The organism is Aquimarina besae (genome assembly GCF_042434905.1).
In the GTDB taxonomy this organism is placed as follows: Bacteria; Bacteroidota; Bacteroidia; order Flavobacteriales; family Flavobacteriaceae; genus Aquimarina.
Window position 1 is genome coordinate 2257436 of sequence record NZ_CP170199.1, and the last position, 19731, is coordinate 2277166.

Sequence of the window (19731 nt, forward strand, 5' to 3'; positions counted from 1 at the left end):
AAAGATATTAAAATCATAAATCTATTATGATATTTGTATATAATGTATATTGCGGTTTTACCGTAATATTATGTTGAAAAAAGTTTGAATTTCTTGATTTAGATCTTTATATCAATTAATTTTAATTTTTTGGTATATAGGAAAACCAAAACCTTAACGTTTTCGTATATACGTAAGAAAACCATCGTCATATGAAAAAAAATACCCAAATCTTCTTATGGTCAAGCTGTGTTTTGGCCAGAATCTTATTTTTCAGTTTTTTATTTTTTATTTTTTCTTTTAGTGCCAGCTCACAAACAAATATTAGCGGCGTTATTAATTCTTACGAATCAGTTGTAAGTATTACCGATGGGGGCTGCGCTGATCCTTGCGATACTTCTCCGGCTTGTTTAGATCAAGTTACGGTTGCTAATGCTTCGGAGTTTTCTGTGGGAGATAAGATATTGATCGTTCAATTGAAGGGAGCAGTTATTGATCGTTCTAACACTGCTACTGCAGGTCAAATTACTGACATAGGAAATGCTGGAAACTATGAATTTTTTAATATAGAAAGCATTTCAGGTAATATTATAACTCCCTCTGCGCCATTATTAAAATCATATGATACCGCTGGATTAGTTCAACTGGTTCGGGTTCCGGTTTTTCCAGGGGATGTTAATATTGTAGGTGACCTTCAGGCAACTCCTTATGACGAAACAACTAATGAAGGGGGGATTGTTGCTTTATTCGTGGAAGGAACCTTAACTTTCAATGCTGGGATAAACGCAAGAGGTGCAGGATATAATGGAGTAGCCATGACTACAAATGGTTCTGTAGATAATTGTGGTACGGATCCTACTACCCAATATACACTTCCACAAACTGACGATTCTAGTTTTTTCAAAGGAGGGGGTGTTGCGGATTCTGATGTGACAAATAATAAGGGTCGCGGCCCACTGGGTAATGGAGGAGGATCTGGAGTATCTGGAGACTCTGGCGGAGGTGGAGGAGCCAATTATGGAGCTGGAGGTATAGGTGGCAGCCGTTGGTGTGACGAAGATCCAGCAAATAATCCTCCAAATGACCCGGATGATGGAGTTTATACTGTAGCTGGTGGATTAGGAGGTTATGCTTTAGATACTCAATATAACGACAATAGAGTGTTTTTTGGAGGAGCAGGAGGTCCTGGTTATGTTACTACAGGAAACCCTTCGCAAGCATCCAACGGTGGGGGAATCGTGGTAATCAGAGCGATTGAAATAGTTGGAAACAACCAAACTATAAATGCTTCTGGAGAGGATGCCATTTTGATATCACCGACTGGAGCACCAGATGGAGGTGGAGGTGGTGGAGCCGGTGGCTCTGTAGCTTTTGATGTGAAAAATTATTCTGGTGACTTAGATATTGATGTATCCGGTGGAAATGGACAATCCTTGGATACTAACAATTACCACGGTCCAGGTGGCGGTGGAGGTGGAGGAGTATTTTTACATAATCTTCAAACATTACCTTCTAATCTAAATGTAATTATAGATGGTGGTACAGCAGGTACACACACTAACGGGGTAACCAATGGTGCAGGTCCGGGACAGCAAGGAGGTATCATCCCTTATTATAATTTCGTTGAAACTTCCAATCAAGATGGCGGTGTTAACGGGGATGGAATCAACGATTTTTGTGATATTGATGATGATAATGATGGAATCTTGGATGTAATCGAAGCCGGAGGGAATGAGCCTAGTGCTGATGAAGATGGAGACTCAATTCCTAACTGGATGGATGCTGTTGATAATGGTAATGGAGGGGATGGTTCAACTACAGATTATACAGACGCTAATGGTGATGGAATACCGGATGTATATGATTTTGATGGAGATGGTGTGCCTAATCATTTGGATTTGGACTCAGATAATGATGGAATTTTTGATTTAGAAGAAAGTGGACAATTATCTAATGGCGCTACCGATGCAAATAACGACGGAAGAACAGATGGACCCTTTGGAGATAATGGTTTGGACAACAGTTTAGATATTACAGGAGGAGATGACGATGTAAATGCTACAACAACAGATCCTGTAAACACATCTAATAGTGGTAATCCGGATTATTTAAGTTCAGATTCTGATCTTGATGGATGTTTTGATGCAATTGAAGGTGGAGGGAATTTTTTATTTAGTGATTTAACTGTTGATAATAATTTAGCTAATAATGCTTCAGATGTGGATTCAGAAGGAGTTCCAACCGTCTCAGGAAGCCCTCAGTCTAACGATCCTGCAGTCACGGATAGATCAATTAATCCTTGTAATTCTGGAGATAGTGATGGGGATAATGTTTCTGATGCAGATGATCTGGATGACGATAATGATGGTATCTTAGATACCGATGAACTTAATTGTGCTACAACACCAAGAACATTGAATCAAACGTTTAGTAGTACTGCAAATCCGTTTACTCAACCTGATGTATATCCATTTGATGTTTCTGGTACTACTAGTACCGTTAATGCTTCTTTTACGGCGTCATTACAAGGGGGGGCTACTTGGGCTTCAGGTGTTTCCAATGTAAATGGAACAGTTGGTGTCACCGATTTTGTGAATCTTCAGGCAAATAATACCAATTTTACAGCCGGAGACACTTATAACTTTACATTAACTTTCTCGGAAACTGTTTATGATGTAGTTTTTAAATGGGGTGGGCTTGATAATAGTGATCGATCAGATTTTTTCGCCACAAGCGATGGTAGTCAACCTATAGCATTATCTGTTGTAAACGATAATGGAGCAGGAAAAACTATTAATGGAAATAGTGTTGTTAGTTCTGCCGGTGGTGCCAATGCTCCACAAAACAGCGTATTGGTAAGTATTCCCGGACCTGTTAGGACTATCACTATCATTTCTGCCAAGCAAACTATCAACGCTGGTAATGTCACTTTACAATTTTACGATTTGATTTATTGCGTTGCAGTAAATAGTGACGCAGATGGTAATCCTGATCATTTAGATACGGATAGTGATGGGGATGGCTGTTTTGATGCTATTGAAGGTAGTGGAACTTTTACTAGTACTGATGTAGATGGTGATGGAGAACTAAATGGAGGTGTGGGGGCTAATGGAGTTCCATCTATTTCGGGAAGTCCTCAGACTACGACCTCTGCCGTGACAGATTCTGGAGATACTTCTGCTTGTGATATAGATATTAGTGCAGTTGATGATGTAGGAACGGCTGTTGTAGAAGGAGTAGGAGGGCAGGCAGTTGCTAATGTCTTGGTTAATGATGATTTTGAGGGGGCTACACCAACAACAGCTACGATAGATCTTACTTTAGTTAGTTCGGATGATCCTGGAATCACCTTGGATACCGCAACAGGTTCAGTAGATGTGGCAGGAACCGTTTCTCCCGGAACATACTCTTTAACCTATCAAATTTGCCCATCGGGATCTACTTCTTTTTGTGATACAGCCGTAGTTACTATTACTGTATTAAAAGATACGGATGGGGATACAGTTCCGGATACTACAGACTTAGATGATGATAATGATGGTATTTTAGATACGGACGAAGATAATTGTACTATTGCGCAGATAGAATGGAGCCACAATGGTGCGGGAGGACAATCTGATGATGCTACTTTTACAGCAGGTTCAAGTACCTATTATACAAGTTCGCAACCTGCAACTTTTGGTGCAGGATTAGACGAAGCAACAGATGATTATGCTTTTACATATTTAATTAGAGGTGCGGATACGGGTAATTTTGTAGACGCAAAAGCGGCTAATGATTATTTAGAACTGGCCTTTACACCATCAGAGGATTTATTTCTTGATGGGATTTCACTGGGATTCTTTACAGCTGCAAACACAGATCCGGAGTTCAATGCAGGTAATTTTAAAATGGCAGTTGAAGTGAGTGATACCCCGGGCTTTTTAAATCCTGTGGTTCTTTTTCCTAATATTCAGGTTGGGGATATGCTGGCTCCTAATGGTTATTTAACAATTGATAATTTGTTAGAAGGCTTTCTTTTAACCGGAAATACGCAGTATACTTTTAGATTTTATTTCTTTGATGAACAAAATGCTGATCCGTTTAATAGAGTGCGTTTTGATGATGTTCAGTTTCCTTCTAGAGTTGCTTCTACTTGTGATTTTGATGGAGATGGAATTGTAAATAGCTTAGATACCGATAGTGATAATGATGGTTGTAGTGACGCTAATGAAGCATACAATGACGCTAATGCAGATGGTGGTGATGGAGGACAGTTTGGAACTGTGGATCCTGCAACAGTTAATTTGTCTAACGGTTTGGTTACAGAAACAGGAGTTGACTATGCGTTAGGATCAAATGCTAATGTTACAGATAGTGGTCGAAATGTTTGTACTGCACCAACACCAGTGATATTACATCAAGGTCCTGCTTGTGATGATACTGTATATAATTTAATATGGGATGCTTTTGCTCCAAACGGAACGGACGAGTTTGATTGGACTCCGGATGGTGCTCTAACAAATACTTTTAACGATGTTGATGGATCTGGCGTAGATATTACCTATACTTTTTCTGGTGAGACAGGAACTCTTGGTACATGGCCTACTACGGGTTCTACTCAAAGTCCTTCTGTAGATTCTAATGCTTCTGGAAATCTAGCTGCTGAAGTTTTAGAATTTTTCACTAGTGGTTTTGGAGCAACTGGAATTACACAAACAATAACATTTAACACAAATATATATTCCATAGGATTTGACTTATATCATATAAATGCCAATGGTTCTGGTAGCGGAGACTTATTTACAATAACTGCAACCGATGGTGCAGGTAATACAATATTTCCAACATTTACAAATTCAGCTACACCTTCGTATACATCAAACGAAGTTAATGGACAAATTGACGCTACGGGAAGTTCTGTAGCTAATGATAATGACCAGATAGGTGTGAATTTTGTGGACTTAGATGGAATAGCAAGTATAACAATTGTGTGGCAAAATTGTTCTACCTGTAACACAGGATCTCAACACGGTTCTGCTATTGGTGGATTTGATTTTTGTACGGATATTCCGCCTGTTGTGGTTGCAGGTGTTAGCAGTCCTACGGTTACCGAAGGTTCGGATTTAGTACATACGGTTACCTTGAGTGGTATAACTCAACAGCCAGTTACGTATCCATTTGTATTGGCAGATGGTAGTGCCGTAGCCCCTGGCGATTATACAAATACACCGGTATTCAGTAATGGAGTTACGTTTGATTCCGTGAATGGTACGATTACGGTTCCGGCAGGAGTTACAGACTTTACAGTTACGTATCCTACGGTTACAGACGCCTTGGATGAGGGCGATGAGACGACTACTTTAACTGTTGGTGGCGAGAGTGGCACAGGAACGATCCAGGATCCTGCCGATCCTACAGTTGCTAGTGTAAGTAGTGAAACAGTTACCGAAGGGACAGATTTAGTACATACCGTTACCTTGAGTGGTAGCACCCCACAGCCAGTTACGTATCCATTTGTATTGGCAGATGGTAGTGCCGTAGCCCCTGGCGATTATACAAATACACCGGTATTCAGTAATGGAGTTACGTTTGATTCCGTGAATGGTACGATTACGGTTCCGGCAGGAGTTACAGACTTTACAGTTACGTATCCTACGGTTACAGACGCCTTGGATGAGGGCGATGAGACGACTACTTTAACTGTTGGTGGCGAGAGTGGCACAGGAACGATCCAGGATCCTGCCGATCCTACAGTTGCTAGTGTAAGTAGTGAAACAGTTACCGAAGGGACAGATTTAGTACATACCGTTACCTTGAGTGGTAGCACCCCACAGCCAGTTACGTATCCATTTGTATTGGCAGATGGTAGTGCCGTAGCCCCTGGCGATTATACAAATACACCGGTATTCAGTAATGGAGTTACGTTTGATTCCGTGAATGGTACGATTACGGTTCCGGCAGGAGTTACAGACTTTACAGTTACGTATCCTACGGTTACAGACGCCTTGGATGAGGGCGATGAGACGACTACTTTAACTGTTGGTGGCGAGAGTGGCACAGGAACGATCCAGGATCCTGCCGATCCTACAGTTGCTAGTGTAAGTAGTGAAACAGTTACCGAAGGGACAGATTTAGTACATACCGTTACCTTGAGTGGTAGCACCCCACAGCCAGTTACGTATCCATTTGTATTGGCAGATGGTAGTGCCGTAGCCCCTGGCGATTATACAAATACACCGGTATTCAGTAATGGAGTTACGTTTGATTCCGTGAATGGTACGATTACGGTTCCGGCAGGAGTTACAGACTTTACAGTTACGTATCCTACGGTTACAGACGCCTTGGATGAGGGCGATGAGACGACTACTTTAACTGTTGGTGGCGAGAGTGGCACAGGAACGATCCAGGATCCTGCCGATCCTACAGTTGCTAGTGTAAGTAGTGAAACAGTTACCGAAGGGACAGATTTAGTACATACCGTTACCTTGAGTGGTAGCACCCCACAGCCAGTTACGTATCCATTTGTATTGGCAGATGGTAGTGCCGTAGCCCCTGGCGATTATACAAATACACCGGTATTCAGTAATGGAGTTACGTTTGATTCCGTGAATGGTACGATTACGGTTCCGGCAGGAGTTACAGACTTTACAGTTACGTATCCTACGGTTACAGACGCCTTGGATGAGGGCGATGAGACGACTACTTTAACTGTTGGTGGCGAGAGTGGCACAGGAACGATCCAGGATCCTGCCGATCCTACAGTTGCTAGTGTAAGTAGTGAAACAGTTACCGAAGGGACAGATTTAGTACATACCGTTACCTTGAGTGGTATAACTCAACAGCCAGTTACGTATCCATTTGTATTGGCAGATGGTAGTGCCGTAGCCCCTGGCGATTATACAAATACACCGGTATTCAGTAATGGAGTTACGTTTGATTCCGTGAATGGTACGATTACGGTTCCGGCAGGAGTTACAGACTTTACAGTTACGTATCCTACGGTTACAGACGCCTTGGATGAGGGCGATGAGACGACTACTTTAACTGTTGGTGGCGAGAGTGGCACAGGAACGATCCAGGATCCTGCCGATCCTACAGTTGCTAGTGTAAGTAGTGAAACAGTTACCGAAGGGACAGATTTAGTACATACGGTTACCTTGAGTGGTATAACTCAACAGCCAGTTACGTATCCATTTGTATTGGCAGATGGTAGTGCCGTAGCCCCTGGCGATTATACAAATACACCGGTATTCAGTAATGGAGTTACGTTTGATTCCGTGAATGGTACGATTACGGTTCCGGCAGGAGTTACAGACTTTACAGTTACGTATCCTACGGTTACAGACGCCTTGGATGAGGGCGATGAGACGACTACTTTAACTGTTGGTGGCGAGAGTGGCACAGGAACGATCCAGGATCCTGCCGATCCTACAGTTGCTAGTGTAAGTAGTGAAACAGTTACCGAAGGGACAGATTTAGTACATACCGTTACCTTGAGTGGTATAACTCAACAGCCAGTTACGTATCCATTTGTATTGGCAGATGGTAGTGCCGTAGCCCCTGGCGATTATACAAATACACCGGTATTCAGTAATGGAGTTACGTTTGATTCCGTGAATGGTACGATTACGGTTCCGGCAGGAGTTACAGACTTTACAGTTACGTATCCTACGGTTACAGACGCCTTGGATGAGGGCGATGAGACGACTACTTTAACTGTTGGTGGCGAGAGTGGCACAGGAACGATCCAGGATCCTGCCGATCCTACAGTTGCTAGTGTAAGTAGTGAAACAGTTACCGAAGGGACAGATTTAGTACATACGGTTACCTTAAGCGGAAGCACCCCACAGCCAGTTACGTATCCATTTGTATTGGCAGATGGTAGTGCCGTAGCCCCTGGCGATTATACAAATACACCGGTATTCAGTAATGGAGTTACGTTTGATTCCGTGAATGGTACGATTACGGTTCCGGCAGGAGTTACAGACTTTACAGTTACGTATCCTACGGTTACAGACGCCTTGGATGAGGGCGATGAGACGACTACTTTAACTGTTGGTGGCGAGAGTGGCACAGGAACGATCCAGGATCCTGCCGATCCTACAGTTGCTAGTGTAAGTAGTGAAACAGTTACCGAAGGGACAGATTTAGTACATACCGTTACCTTGAGTGGTAGCACCCCACAGCCAGTTACGTATCCATTTGTATTGGCAGATGGTAGTGCCGTAGCCCCTGGCGATTATACAAATACACCGGTATTCAGTAATGGAGTTACGTTTGATTCCGTGAATGGTACGATTACGGTTCCGGCAGGAGTTACAGACTTTACAGTTACGTATCCTACGGTTACAGACGCCTTGGATGAGGGCGATGAGACGACTACTTTAACTGTTGGTGGCGAGAGTGGCACAGGAACGATCCAGGATCCTGCCGATCCTACAGTTGCTAGTGTAAGTAGTGAAACAGTTACCGAAGGGACAGATTTAGTACATACCGTTACCTTGAGTGGTAGCACCCCACAGCCAGTTACGTATCCATTTGTATTGGCAGATGGTAGTGCCGTAGCCCCTGGCGATTATACAAATACACCGGTATTCAGTAATGGAGTTACGTTTGATTCCGTGAATGGTACGATTACGGTTCCGGCAGGAGTTACAGACTTTACAGTTACGTATCCTACGGTTACAGACGCCTTGGATGAGGGCGATGAGACGACTACTTTAACTGTTGGTGGCGAGAGTGGCACAGGAACGATCCAGGATCCTGCCGATCCTACAGTTGCTAGTGTAAGTAGTGAAACAGTTACCGAAGGGACAGATTTAGTACATACCGTTACCTTGAGTGGTATAACTCAACAGCCAGTTACGTATCCATTTGTATTGGCAGATGGTAGTGCCGTAGCCCCTGGCGATTATACAAATACACCGGTATTCAGTAATGGAGTTACGTTTGATTCCGTGAATGGTACGATTACGGTTCCGGCAGGAGTTACAGACTTTACAGTTACGTATCCTACGGTTACAGACGCCTTGGATGAGGGCGATGAGACGACTACTTTAACTGTTGGTGGCGAGAGTGGCACAGGAACGATCCAGGATCCTGCCGATCCTACAGTTGCTAGTGTAAGTAGTGAAACAGTTACCGAAGGGACAGATTTAGTACATACCGTTACCTTGAGTGGTAGCACCCCACAGCCAGTTACGTATCCATTTGTATTGGCAGATGGTAGTGCCGTAGCCCCTGGCGATTATACAAATACACCGGTATTCAGTAATGGAGTTACGTTTGATTCCGTGAATGGTACGATTACGGTTCCGGCAGGAGTTACAGACTTTACAGTTACGTATCCTACGGTTACAGACGCCTTGGATGAGGGCGATGAGACGACTACTTTAACTGTTGGTGGCGAGAGTGGCACAGGAACGATCCAGGATCCTGCCGATCCTACAGTTGCTAGTGTAAGTAGTGAAACAGTTACCGAAGGGACAGATTTAGTACATACCGTTACCTTGAGTGGTAGCACCCCACAGCCAGTTACGTATCCATTTGTATTGGCAGATGGTAGTGCCGTAGCCCCTGGCGATTATACAAATACACCGGTATTCAGTAATGGAGTTACGTTTGATTCCGTGAATGGTACGATTACGGTTCCGGCAGGAGTTACAGACTTTACAGTTACGTATCCTACGGTTACAGACGCCTTGGATGAGGGCGATGAGACGACTACTTTAACTGTTGGTGGCGAGAGTGGCACAGGAACGATCCAGGATCCTGCCGATCCTACAGTTGCTAGTGTAAGTAGTGAAACAGTTACCGAAGGGACAGATTTAGTACATACCGTTACCTTGAGTGGTAGCACCCCACAGCCAGTTACGTATCCATTTGTATTGGCAGATGGTAGTGCCGTAGCCCCTGGCGATTATACAAATACACCGGTATTCAGTAATGGAGTTACGTTTGATTCCGTGAATGGTACGATTACGGTTCCGGCAGGAGTTACAGACTTTACAGTTACGTATCCTACGGTTACAGACGCCTTGGATGAGGGCGATGAGACGACTACTTTAACTGTTGGTGGCGAGAGTGGCACAGGAACGATCCAGGATCCTGCCGATCCTACAGTTGCTAGTGTAAGTAGTGAAACAGTTACCGAAGGGACAGATTTAGTACATACCGTTACCTTGAGTGGTATAACTCAACAGCCAGTTACGTATCCATTTGTATTGGCAGATGGTAGTGCCGTAGCCCCTGGCGATTATACAAATACACCGGTATTCAGTAATGGAGTTACGTTTGATTCCGTGAATGGTACGATTACGGTTCCGGCAGGAGTTACAGACTTTACAGTTACGTATCCTACGGTTACAGACGCCTTGGATGAGGGCGATGAGACGACTACTTTAACTGTTGGTGGCGAGAGTGGCACAGGAACGATCCAGGATCCTGCCGATCCTACAGTTGCTAGTGTAAGTAGTGAAACAGTTACCGAAGGGACAGATTTAGTACATACGGTTACCTTGAGTGGTATAACTCAACAGCCAGTTACGTATCCATTTGTATTGGCAGATGGTAGTGCCGTAGCCCCTGGCGATTATACAAATACACCGGTATTCAGTAATGGAGTTACGTTTGATTCCGTGAATGGTACGATTACGGTTCCGGCAGGAGTTACAGACTTTACAGTTACGTATCCTACGGTTACAGACGCCTTGGATGAGGGCGATGAGACGACTACTTTAACTGTTGGTGGCGAGAGTGGCACAGGAACGATCCAGGATCCTGCCGATCCTACAGTTGCTAGTGTAAGTAGTGAAACAGTTACCGAAGGGACAGATTTAGTACATACCGTTACCTTGAGTGGTAGCACCCCACAGCCAGTTACGTATCCATTTGTATTGGCAGATGGTAGTGCCGTAGCCCCTGGCGATTATACAAATACACCGGTATTCAGTAATGGAGTTACGTTTGATTCCGTGAATGGTACGATTACGGTTCCGGCAGGAGTTACAGACTTTACAGTTACGTATCCTACGGTTACAGACGCCTTGGATGAGGGCGATGAGACGACTACTTTAACTGTTGGTGGCGAGAGTGGCACAGGAACGATCCAGGATCCTGCCGATCCTACAGTTGCTAGTGTAAGTAGTGAAACAGTTACCGAAGGGACAGATTTAGTACATACCGTTACCTTGAGTGGTAGCACCCCACAGCCAGTTACGTATCCATTTGTATTGGCAGATGGTAGTGCCGTAGCCCCTGGCGATTATACAAATACACCGGTATTCAGTAATGGAGTTACGTTTGATTCCGTGAATGGTACGATTACGGTTCCGGCAGGAGTTACAGACTTTACAGTTACGTATCCTACGGTTACAGACGCCTTGGATGAGGGCGATGAGACGACTACTTTAACTGTTGGTGGCGAGAGTGGCACAGGAACGATCCAGGATCCTGCCGATCCTACAGTTGCTAGTGTAAGTAGTGAAACAGTTACCGAAGGGACAGATTTAGTACATACCATTACCTTGAGTGGTAGCACCCCACAGCCAGTTACGTATCCATTTGTATTGGCAGATGGTAGTGCCGTAGCCCCTGGCGATTATACAAATACACCGGTATTCAGTAATGGAGTTACGTTTGATTCCGTGAATGGTACGATTACGGTTCCGGCAGGAGTTACAGACTTTACAGTTACGTATCCTACGGTTACAGACGCCTTGGATGAGGGCGATGAGACGACTACTTTAACTGTTGGTGGCGAGAGTGGCACAGGAACGATCCAGGATCCTGCCGATCCTACAGTTGCTAGTGTAAGTAGTGAAACAGTTACCGAAGGGACAGATTTAGTACATACCGTTACCTTGAGTGGTAGCACCCCACAGCCAGTTACGTATCCATTTGTATTGGCAGATGGTAGTGCCGTAGCCCCGGGAGATTATACAAATACACCGGTATTCAGTAATGGAGTTACGTTTGATTCCGTGAATGGTACGATTACGGTTCCGGCAGGAGTTACAGACTTTACAGTTACGTATCCTACGGTTACAGACGCCTTGGATGAGGGCGATGAGACGACTACTTTAACTGTTGGTGGCGAGAGTGGCACAGGAACGATCCAGGATCCTGCCGATCCTACAGTTGCTAGTGTAAGTAGTGAAACAGTTACCGAAGGGACAGATTTAGTACATACCGTTACCTTGAGTGGTATAACTCAACAGCCAGTTACGTATCCATTTGTATTGGCAGATGGTAGTGCCGTAGCCCCTGGCGATTATACAAATACACCGGTATTCAGTAATGGAGTTACGTTTGATTCCGTGAATGGTACGATTACGGTTCCGGCAGGAGTTACAGACTTTACAGTTACGTATCCTACGGTTACAGACGCCTTGGATGAGGGCGATGAGACGACTACTTTAACTGTTGGTGGCGAGAGTGGCACAGGAACGATCCAGGATCCTGCCGATCCTACAGTTGCTAGTGTAAGTAGTGAAACAGTTACCGAAGGGACAGATTTAGTACATACCGTTACCTTGAGTGGTAGCACCCCACAGCCAGTTACGTATCCATTTGTATTGGCAGATGGTAGTGCCGTAGCCCCTGGCGATTATACAAATACACCGGTATTCAGTAATGGAGTTACGTTTGATTCCGTGAATGGTACGATTACGGTTCCGGCAGGAGTTACAGACTTTACAGTTACGTATCCTACGGTTACAGACGCCTTGGATGAGGGCGATGAGACGACTACTTTAACTGTTGGTGGCGAGAGTGGCACAGGAACGATCCAGGATCCTGCCGATCCTACAGTTGCTAGTGTAAGTAGTGAAACAGTTACCGAAGGGACAGATTTAGTACATACCGTTACCTTGAGTGGTAGCACCCCACAGCCAGTTACGTATCCATTTGTATTGGCAGATGGTAGTGCCGTAGCCCCTGGCGATTATACAAATACACCGGTATTCAGTAATGGAGTTACGTTTGATTCCGTGAATGGTACGATTACGGTTCCGGCAGGAGTTACAGACTTTACAGTTACGTATCCTACGGTTACAGACGCCTTGGATGAGGGCGATGAGACGACTACTTTAACTGTTGGTGGCGAGAGTGGCACAGGAACGATCCAGGATCCTGCCGATCCTACAGTTGCTAGTGTAAGTAGTGAAACAGTTACCGAAGGGACAGATTTAGTACATACCGTTACCTTGAGTGGTAGCACCCCACAGCCAGTTACGTATCCATTTGTATTGGCAGATGGTAGTGCCGTAGCCCCTGGCGATTATACAAATACACCGGTATTCAGTAATGGAGTTACGTTTGATTCCGTGAATGGTACGATTACGGTTCCGGCAGGAGTTACAGACTTTACAGTTACGTATCCTACGGTTACAGACGCCTTGGATGAGGGCGATGAGACGACTACTTTAACTGTTGGTGGCGAGAGTGGCACAGGAACGATCCAGGATCCTGTTGATCCAAGTTTAAGTGTTATCAAAACAGTTCGAGTTGTAGGTATTGCGTTAGATGATGTGATCGAGTACGATATTGTAGTAACCAACACAGGAAATGTTACAGTGACCAATATTGAGATCGAGGATCTGAATGCAGATGCGGGCAGTATTGTTGGAAGTCCAATAGCAAGTTTAGCTCCCGGCGCTAGTGTTACGATAACAGCGAATCAAACGATTACTCAGGCTGATATTGATGCAGGGTTTATCGAGAACAGTGCTACAGCTACGGGAGATAGTCCAACAGGAACAGATGATGTAAGTGATGTATCGGATGCAGGAGATGAGAGTGTTGAGACACCAAACGGAGACGGTACTACAGATGGTATTCCGGATAATGATCCAACGGTTACCGATCTTACTCCAAATGCAAGTTTAAGTGTTATCAAAACAGTTCGAGTTGCAGGTATTGCATTAGATGATGTGATCGAGTACGATATTGTAGTAACCAACACAGGAAATGTTACAGTGACCAATATTGAGATCGAGGATCTGAATGCAGATGCGGGCAGTATTGTTGGAAGTCCAATAGCAAGTTTAACTCCCGGTGCTAGTGTCACGATAACAGCGAATCAAACGATTACCCAGGCTGATATTGATGCAGGGTTTATCGAGAACAGTGCTACAGCTACGGGAGATAGTCCAACAGGAACAGATGATGTAAGTGATGTATCGGATGCAGGAGATGAGAGTGTTGAGACACCAAACGGAGATGGTACTACAGATGGTATTCCGGATAATGATCCAACGGTTACCGATCTTACTCCAAATGCAAGTTTAAGTGTTATCAAAACAGTTCGAGTTGCCGGTATTGCGTTAGATGATGTGATCGAGTACGATATTGTAGTAACCAACACAGGAAATGTTACAGTGACCAATATTGAGATCGAGGATCTGAATGCAGATGCGGGCAGTATTGTTGGAAGTCCAATAGCAAGTTTAGCTCCCGGTGCTAGTGTTACGATAACAGCGAATCAAACGATTACCCAGGCTGATATTGATGCAGGGTTTATCGAGAACAGTGCTACAGCTACGGGAGATAGTCCAACAGGAACAGATGATGTAAGTGATGTATCGGATGCAGGAGACGAGAGTGTTGAGACACCAAACGGAGATGGTACTACAGATGGTATTCCGGATAATGATCCAACGGTTACCGATCTTACTCCAAATGCAAGTTTAAGTGTTATCAAAACAGTTCGAGTTGCAGGTATTGCATTAGATGATGTGATCGAGTACGATATTGTAGTAACCAACACAGGAAATGTTACAGTGACCAATATTGAGATCGAGGATCTGAATGCAGATGCGGGCAGTATTGTTGGAAGTCCAATAGCAAGTTTAGCTCCCGGTGCTAGTGTCACGATAACAGCGAATCAAACGATTACCCAGGCTGATATTGATGCAGGGTTTATCGAGAACAGTGCTACAGCTACGGGAGATAGTCCAACAGGAACAGATGATGTAAGTGATGTATCGGATGCAGGAGATGAGAGTGTTGAGACACCAAACGGAGACGGTACTACAGATGGTATTCCGGATAATGATCCAACGGTTACCGATCTTACTCCAAATGCAAGTTTAAGTGTTATCAAAACAGTTCGAGTTGCAGGTATTGCATTAGATGATGTGATCGAGTACGATATTGTAGTAACCAACACAGGAAATGTTACAGTGACCAATATTGAGATCGAGGATCTGAATGCAGATGCGGGTAGTATTGTTGGAAGTCCAATAGCAAGTTTAGCTCCCGGTGCTAGTGTCACGATAACAGCGAATCAAACGATTACCCAGGCTGATATTGATGCAGGGTTTATCGAGAACAGTGCTACAGCTACGGGAGATAGTCCAACAGGAACAGATGATGTAAGTGATGTATCGGATGCAGGAGATGAGAGTGTTGAGACACCAAACGGAGATGGTACTACAGATGGTATTCCAGATAATGATCCAACCGTAACCATTTTAGATGTGGATCCGGATTTAACATTGGTAAAAACTGGAGTCGCAAGTGGATCAAATATTGGAGATATAATTACATATACTTTTACGGTTACTAATACTGGAAATGTGACGGTAGATAATATATTTATTGATGACATACTTACAGGAAGTACAAATCTTACAGTTACTCCATCTACTTTAGCTCCGGGAGAGCAGGGAACAGCTACAGCAACCTATGCAATATCTCAAATAGATATTAACAACGGAGAGGTCATAAACAGCGCTACGGTGATGGGAGAAGATCCTGATGGAATAGGAGTTATGGATATTTCTGATAGTGGAGATGAGACAGTGGATGAAGATGGAGATAACGATCCTACTAATGATCCAACAATAACCACTATTTCTCAAATTCCTAATTTAGCTTTAACGAAGACAGGTATCTATGTAGATGTTAACGGAGACGAGCTTCCTAACGTTGGAGATGAAATCTTATATACATTTACAGTAGAAAATACAGGTAATGTCGATATTAACAATATCGTTCTTACGGATCCACTGGTAGGAATTGTAATCTCTGGTGGTCCAATTGATCTGACGGTAGGAGAAATAGATACTACGACTTTTACAGCTACCTATGTATTAACAGCAGAAGATGTATTGTCTGGAGAAGTTATCAATCAAGCTATTGTAACAGGTCAAGATCCGAATGGTAGCGATGTTGTAGATATTTCTGATGATCCAACAAACACAACAGATATTGACCTGGATAATGATGGTGATGCTGAGGATGAAACAGTAACTGTTATAGAAGGAGTATTTACAGATCCTGATGATCCTATTATAATTTACACAGGTATTAGTCCAAACGGAGATGGAGTTAATGACGAATTCAGAATAGTTGGGCTTAGAAATTTCCCAAATAATACACTTAGAATTTATAATAGATGGGGAGTTCAGGTATTTGAAGAGGACGGTTACGAGCAACCAGGTGTTGAATTATTTAAAGGAATCAGTAACGGAAGAGTTACCATTTCTAAAAGTAATGAATTACCGGTAGGAACATATTACTATGTTTTAGAATATATAAATGCTAGAGGAGTAGACACGTATAAAGCAGGTTACTTATATATTAACAGATAAAATTTTATTTGGAATAGTATATATTTGTTATTCCCTAAATCAAACTATGATACTTATGAATAGACTATTAACGATATTTATGCTAGTTATCCTCGGCTTGATTTCCAATTATGGAAATGCCCAACAAGATGCTCAATATACTCAGTATATGTATAATACGATTAGTGTCAATCCGGCATATGCAGGTAGTCGTGGTGTAATGAGTATAATGGGTATGCACCGTAGCCAATGGGTTGGATTGGATGGAGCCCCACGTACCCAGACACTTACACTAAATACACCAATAGGAGATAATAATAGAGTAGGTCTTGGACTTTCTATTGTCAATGATGAAATAGGTCCGACAGACGAAACTTACTTTGGAGTTGACTTTTCGTATACCATACCTACTTCGGAAAGAGGAAAATTAAGTTTTGGTCTAAAGGCCGGAGGGCATTTACTAAATGTTGATTTTCAGAGATTATCCCAATTTGATATCAATGACCCTAATTTCGAAAACAATATTGATAATAAACTAAGTCCTAATGTAGGGGTTGGTTTGTATTATCATACAGATAGGTTTTATGTAGGTCTAAGTGCGCCTAATTTATTAGAAACAGATCATTTTGATGAGGAAGCTACGGTAGGAAGTAATGACTCTTCTACTTTTATTGCTGAGGAAAGAATTAACTATTATTTAATTGCGGGACATGTTTTTGATCTAAGTGACTCTGTGAAATTTAAACCAGCAGTTCTTAGTAAGTTAGTATTTGGAGCTCCTTTACAAGTTGATGTTTCTGCTAATTTTTTGTTATATGATAAACTTACGTTGGGCGTTGCTTATCGATGGAGTGCCGCATTAAGCGCAATGGCTGGATTTCAAGTGTCAGACTCTTTGATGATAGGATTTGCTTACGATAAAGAAACCACCGAATTAGGAAGAACACAATTTAATGACGGAAGTTATGAAGTTATGCTGCGTTTTGAACTGTTTAGAAAGTATAACAGAATGTTAACGCCACGCTTCTTTTAATTATCGGAACCTAAATATAAATAGCGTTCTATTTTAAATTAAAGTTGAGATAAATTAATTTTAGATAAAAATATAGTCAAACCGAAATGAAGGTATTATTACACAAGTTATTGTTTGTTTTTATTGGGTTTTTCTTTGTAAACCTTTCCTTTTCTCAAGAGAGAAAATTAAAAGCAGCTCAGAGCCAATATGACAAATACGAGTATATAGATGCACAAGAGACCTATCTCAAAGTAGTGAAAAAGGGATATAAGAGCGCAGATCTTTATAAAAACTTAGGGAATAGTTACTATTTCAATAGCCAATTTGAAGAAGCTTCAAAATGGTATGAAGAATTAGTGAATTCTTATCCAAACGAAGTAGAACCAGAGTATTATTTTAGATATGCCCAGACCTTAAAATCAGTTGGCCGTTACGATGATGCGGATACATATATGAAAAAGTTCGTTGAATCAAGTTCTGATGATCAACGTGCTCAGTTATTTCAGGAAGAACCAGATTATCTAGAAAGAATAGATTTTCAGTCTGGAAGATTTGAAATAGAAAACTCTTCTATTAATTCTTCATTCACTGATTTTGGTTCTGCATTTTTTGGACGATTTGTAGTTTTCAGTTCTTCTAGAGATACACTATTATTCAAAAAGAGTGTGCATCAGTGGAACGAAGAACCTTTTCTGGATCTTTACAGAGCTGAATATAATCCTACCAATGGAGAACTTTCTGAAATAGAAAAGTTCGACAGTAAAATAAATAGCAAGTTTCACGAATCTACCCCCGTTTTTGCCAGAGATGGACAAACAGTATATTTTACCCGAAACAATTATGATGGTAGAAAATATGGGAATGATAAAGAGGGAACTAACAGATTAAAAATCTATCGTTCTTATAAGAATCCACAAGGAGGTTGGACAACACCACAAAACTTACCATTTAACAGCGATCAGTATTCTACGGCGCATCCCGCTCTCAGTGTAGACGAAAAGACGTTGTATTTTTCGTCTGATATGCCTGGTGGAGAGGGACAATCAGATATTTATGAAGTTGCTATTAATTCTGACGGAAGTTTCGGAGAGCCTAAAAATTTGGGAGATAGAATCAACACCGAAGGAAAGGAAACGTTCCCTTTTGTAAGTGCTAACAACGACCTATATTTTGCCTCTGATGGGCATATTGGACTTGGAGGATTAGACGTGTACGTTACCAGACTTAACCCACAAACAGATGAGGAAAAACTGGTTGTTAATATTGGTAAACCTGTAAATGGTCCGGATGATGATTTTGCTTTTATAGTTGATGATAAATCAAAAAGAGGATATTTTTCATCAAATAGAGAGGGAGGAAGAGGAAAAGATGATATTTACAGCTTTTTGCAGCTAGAAGATCTCAGAAGCTTCTGTGAGATTACAATTGCTGGTGTTGTAAAGGATAAAGACACTCAAGAATTACTACCTGGAACGAAAGTTTCTATTTATGATAGTAGTAACAATTTGTTAGAGAGTTTTACAGTAGGAGAAGATGCGACATATAATCACTTAGTAAAATGTAGCTCGAAATATTTTGTTAGAGCCGAAAAAGAGGCATATACTACCGTAGAAAAATTAGTAGAAACTCCAGGCAAAACAGAAACGATAGATGTGCCTCTACTGTTAGACAAAAAAGTAAAATCTGCTGATGTTGGAGATGATCTGGCAAAAGTATTATCGCTTAATCCTATTTATTTTGATTTTGATCAGTCTTATATCAGACCAGATGCGGCAGTAGAACTGGCTAAAGTGATCGAAGTTATGAATCAATATCCAGAGATGAAGATTGATGTAAGATCACACACCGATAGCCACGGAGATGATGCGTATAATATGTGGTTATCAGATCAAAGAGCTAAATCTACAGTAGATTATATGGTAGCCAAAGGTATTTCGGCAGAACGTTTAACAAGCAAAGGATATGGAGAAACACAGCCTGTTAATGACTGTGGAAATGATTCTAATTGCAAAAAATCTGAATACCAGTTAAATAGACGAAGTGAATTTATAATTGTCAAGTAATACATAATAACCCTATATAGATCAAGAATAACTCTTTGTCTATTCAAAACACCTTATTTATAAGGTGTTTTTCAATTTAACAAGCGTAAACAATTCTTTATTTTATGCCAAAAATAGG

Annotated in this window: 3 protein-coding genes; all 3 read left to right on the forward strand. The window is 42.3% G+C overall.

All coding sequences use genetic code 11. The annotated features are described in order from the left end of the window. The first annotated feature begins 191 nt into the window (after nucleotides 1-191). The 3 genes from ACE94K_RS09820 to ACE94K_RS09830 all read left to right on the forward strand — a co-directional run bounded on the left by ACE94K_RS09820 (nucleotide 192) and on the right by ACE94K_RS09830 (nucleotide 19613). Nucleotides 192-16556 (forward strand): Calx-beta domain-containing protein, encoded by a 16365-nt coding sequence (locus tag ACE94K_RS09820; RefSeq protein WP_378183531.1) that lies wholly within the window; start codon nucleotides 192-194, stop codon nucleotides 16554-16556. A 55-nt stretch (nucleotides 16557-16611) separates the two neighbouring features. Beyond that, nucleotides 16612-17568, forward strand: coding sequence for a type IX secretion system membrane protein PorP/SprF (locus tag ACE94K_RS09825; protein WP_378183534.1), 957 nt, complete (start codon nucleotides 16612-16614; stop codon nucleotides 17566-17568). Between the two features lie 86 nt (nucleotides 17569-17654). Next, the gene (locus ACE94K_RS09830; RefSeq protein ID WP_378183537.1) at nucleotides 17655-19613 is read left to right on the forward strand and encodes an OmpA family protein; all 1959 of its coding nucleotides are present in this window, start codon (nucleotides 17655-17657) and stop codon (nucleotides 19611-19613) included. The last annotated feature ends 118 nt before the right edge of the window (nucleotides 19614-19731 follow it).